The organism is Methanobrevibacter sp. (assembly GCF_045577275.1).
In the GTDB taxonomy this organism is placed as follows: Archaea; Methanobacteriota; Methanobacteria; order Methanobacteriales; family Methanobacteriaceae; genus Methanobrevibacter.
The window spans coordinates 1-4,015 of sequence record NZ_JAZNIB010000217.1; the positions used below are offsets into that span (position 1 = coordinate 1).

Below are 4,015 nucleotides of genomic sequence, written 5' to 3' on the forward strand. Positions count from 1 at the left end.
TAAAAGAAAAATTAGAAGTTAATTACAAAATCGAGATTATAAAATCAAAATTATACTTTATAGTCATCAACGCATTCGTTGTCTGATAGCGGCGTCGATTAATTCTGAAAGCTCACAGGTCGATCACATGAGATTAAAAAATTAAAATCAATCTATTAAATTCCAATTAAAGTACAAATTATAATTAAAATGTAAAATAAAAGTTAAAAAAACCTTAAATTTAAATATAAAGAACTCAAATTAAATATTAACTTATTTTTAAGAGCAAATCGATTTATTTTAAAAATAAACCAATTATAACAAATAGTTTACAAAATAAAAGATTTATAAATAGTTAACTATTTGTAAAATTTAGAAAATAATCGGCTGATTTAAACAAAGAAGTTTGCTTAAAACTAAGTTAATGATAAAAGGAGATAAAAATATGTTAAAAATAAATAAAAACATTTTAATTATATGTATCATGTCTTTATTTTTAATTATAGGTCAAATAAGTGCCAGTGACACCGATTTGATAGAAATAAATGATTCTGATACAATAGATGATAAAATATTGAATGATTACGATTCAAATGATGATACAAAAATACTGAATGATTACGATTCTATTGATGATTCTGCAGAGTTAAGTGAGGATATGGAAATGAGAGCAAAACCAGATGATGAAATGGATATCCTAAAACATAATTCCGTGGAGATAATTGAACAGCCTAAAAGCGGCTCAAATATAGTCATGTCCACTGATGATTACAGTTGTGGCGCAGCTTCATTTGCCACTGTTCTAAATGATATGGGAACAAATATCAGTTTAGATGATGCCAAATTGGCTACCAACACCACAATAGATGGCACAACAATGAAAGGGCTTATTGATGCTACATCCAAATACAATTTAACAGCATATGGAGTTTATGCAGATAGCTCCAATCTAAAGGAAAACTTTATAGTCCATATGAATATCAATGGTGGCGAACATTGGTCAGTGATTAAGGAAATCGGTAAAGATAGCGTTACTTTAGCAGACCCTAATTTAGGATATGTCAAATATGATTTGGGAAAGTTTAAGGAATTCTACACCAACAATTCTTTGATAATATTGAATAAATCCAAAACAATCAGTTTGGATATGTCCCGATATTCCATAATAGATAATGCTAAGCTCAATAGCATTTCTGGAAAGGGATATGCATATTATTATTCTAAAAAAGTCAGTTATATCCGCAACAAAGTAAATCCGGGATATGCATTTCTTGTTAAGATCATTGTTCCCAAGTGGGGAGGAAAGACAGTGAGGATAATTACCAAAAAGCTGACAAGCCACAAGATATGCTGTAATGTATACTACAAAATTACTTATTTTAAAAAGGCCAAATATAAGGGTAAAAGTACAGTCATCAACTATCCATGCATTTTTAACTTAAGTATGAAAAAGGGAAAGACTGTTACAGTTAATTTGCCTACTCCGGGAATCCAAAGTTTCAGATTTTACCATACAGTATGCAAATTTCCTTAAATAGAAAAAATAGATTTCAAGTATTTTTAAAAGAAAATTAATAATCTTGGTGATGAAAATGGAGAATGATAAAAAACTATTGATAATTCTTTTAGCAATAATCTGTATCGCATTAGCTATAGGGGCATATTTGAACTCAAACAATACTGGTGATACGGATATGCTTTCAGAAGGGAATATTACTGTAAATGATTCCATTACAGATATTGCTAATCCTGATGAAAACGGAACAGTATGGCTTGAAGATAATGGTACATTGAAAGAAACAAAAGTTACAGAATCAACTGGCAATGGATCTGCTTCAAGTTAAAATAAATAAAAATAAAATAAAATAAAATTAGAAATCAAACTAAAAAAAAAAGTAAAAAAAGTTGATTAACCTAAAAGTTGAAAATAAAAAAAAAAGAAAAAATAAAGAAGAATAAATTCTTCTAAAAATTATTATTTCTTACGTCTTAAAGACACTGCTGAACCTAATACCACAGAAGCAATAGCCAATAATAATATTGGATTTCCTGCAGCAGGAAGAGCTTTTTTAGCCTTTTCAATTATTTTGGAATGTTTTGGTTCCTTAGGATTTGAATCAGTGCCGTTTGTATCAGTATCATTTGAATCTGAACTTGGTTCATCTGGTTCTGGACTGGAATCATCCTCTTGATCTGGCTCTTCAGGGACGGTAACAGTTACTTTTATAGTGGTGTTGGAAGGATTATAATAATCATTACCTTGATATTCAATAGTCGCCTCTGTACTTTCTGAAGGTAATTCCACACCTGTAAAGGTGGCTTTTCCATCCTTTACCTCAGCAGTATACTCTTTGCCATTGATTTTTAAAACAGCTGTACCATTTTGGACAGGGTCACCATTTTGATCTGTGATATCTGCAGTAATGTCTACCTTTTCTCCAACAGTACCTGAAACATCATCACTTTCAGTGGTGGTGTTTAATGGCAAGATGTTTACTTTTGATTCCCCTTCTGAAGCAAGATAAGCATTTCTTCCTTCGGAAGAGTCAGGATCATCATAGCCTGTGTATTCCACTTTAGAAGGATAGGTTCCTGGAGCACCAAGAGTGATATCCTTGAATTCTGCTTTTCCATCCTTCACTTCAGCAGTATAAGTTTCTGCACTTGCACCTAATTTATTATCATAATCTATTGTTAAAGTAGCAGTTCCACCATTTAAAGGATTGCCAAAAGCATCTTCAACTTTTGCAGTTATATCCACGACATTACCTGTATAATCAGTCACTTCATCAAGAGTGACAACTGTTTTGATGTCATAGATTGCATTTACAGTGATATTTAACTCTTTTCCATCAAATTCACTTGGCTTTACAGTAAGACTATCACCAGCATTGAATTTTTCACCAGTATCTTCTCTTTCCCAGTATTTGAATACAACCTTATCTTCAGGATAGTCTGCAGGAACCTTAAAGGTATGCTTATATGCAGTATTATGATCAGTATAATTCATACTGCCGCTGCCATGACCAAAGTTGTCATTATATGTTACACGTAAAGTTCCAAGAGGAGTGTGTGTATATTTTGCATAGTAATGCACTTCAAAATCCTCTCCAGTTGCAACAATAGTTTGGGTTCCTGTTATTTTGTTTCCATCTGCATCTTCCCAATGGTCAAATACCCAATGTTCATTCTCATATACAAAATCACTGTATTTCTTATTAGCTACTTGGTTATTGAATTTGGCCATACCAATTCCCCAAGTTGAGCTAATTTCATTAGTGACGCTATCAGTCACTTCCCCTTCACTAGACATTTTATGGAAGATGACTGTGACTTTACTTTTACCGGCACCTAACTTATTTTTTGTATTGACCGGCTTTTCATCGGCAATATCATCCCTGGAATCTGTATCCACCTGTGATAATAGGGCATCATCTGAAGAGTCTTCATTTAATTTTACATCTGTTACTGTATCTTCAGATAACTTTAAATCTTGAGTATCAGTGATTACATCATCATTTTCTGCAGCAGTAATGGCATAAACAGAAAGGAATAATAAAATAATCAATGACAATACTAAAAATTTAGTTTTCATATTACTCATTTAATTCACCATTTTAAAATATAATATATGAATTATCCAAATAAATTAATTTTTCAAATGCTATTAGTTTGATATGTAGCCATTAGAAAAAATCATGTTTTTAAGCCTATAGAACTCTGGCAGTGACTTTAATGAAAAATTAAACATAATAAAATCAATCAAAAAATCAACTAGCAAACAGACTAATAATATAATCAGATTAATCAATCAAAAAATCAGCTAGCATATAGACAAAAGATAACACAACATTAAATTTGATCTAATAATGAAATTTTACCTATTCTTTTAACATAATTTTCAGTTACTAAAACTTAACCCCGCTACATATAATACTAAATATATCTTTCTTATATATAAATGTAATGAAAAAATAGATAATTAACGAAATTATGTAAAAAATATTAAAAAAAAATTAAAAAAAATTAAAAAAAA

Annotated in this window: 3 protein-coding genes; 2 read left to right on the forward strand and 1 reads right to left on the reverse strand. The window is 30.5% G+C overall.

What is annotated here, in order from left to right; translation table 11 throughout:
* Nucleotides 1-424 precede the first annotated feature (424 nt).
* Both ACKI67_RS06235 and ACKI67_RS06240 read left to right on the forward strand, forming a co-directional pair.
* Nucleotides 425-1,513 carry a cysteine peptidase family C39 domain-containing protein gene (locus ACKI67_RS06235; protein ID WP_407462585.1) on the forward strand — a complete coding sequence of 363 codons (1,089 nt, stop codon included), beginning with the start codon at nucleotides 425-427 and terminating at the stop codon, nucleotides 1,511-1,513.
* A 58-nt stretch (nucleotides 1,514-1,571) separates the two neighbouring features.
* Nucleotides 1,572-1,823, forward strand: a complete 252-nt coding sequence (locus ACKI67_RS06240) for a hypothetical protein (protein ID WP_407462586.1) — start codon at nucleotides 1,572-1,574, stop codon at nucleotides 1,821-1,823.
* Nucleotides 1,824-1,954: 131 nt separating this feature from the next.
* Here ACKI67_RS06240 and ACKI67_RS06245 read toward each other — a convergent pair whose 3' ends face one another.
* Nucleotides 1,955-3,583 (reverse strand): hypothetical protein, encoded by a 1,629-nt coding sequence (locus ACKI67_RS06245; protein ID WP_407462587.1) that lies wholly within the window; start codon nucleotides 3,581-3,583, stop codon nucleotides 1,955-1,957.
* Nucleotides 3,584-4,015: the final 432 nt, after the last annotated feature.

What these genes read in the sequence shown, in the direction of transcription:
- ACKI67_RS06245 (WP_407462587.1), bottom strand. Translation starts at nt 3,583, where the DNA reads ATGAGTAATATGAAAACTAAATTTTTAGTATTGTCATTGATTATTTTA.
- ACKI67_RS06235 (WP_407462585.1), top strand. Translation starts at nt 425, where the DNA reads ATGTTAAAAATAAATAAAAACATTTTAATTATATGTATCATGTCTTTA.
- ACKI67_RS06240 (WP_407462586.1), top strand. Translation starts at nt 1,572, where the DNA reads ATGGAGAATGATAAAAAACTATTGATAATTCTTTTAGCAATAATCTGT.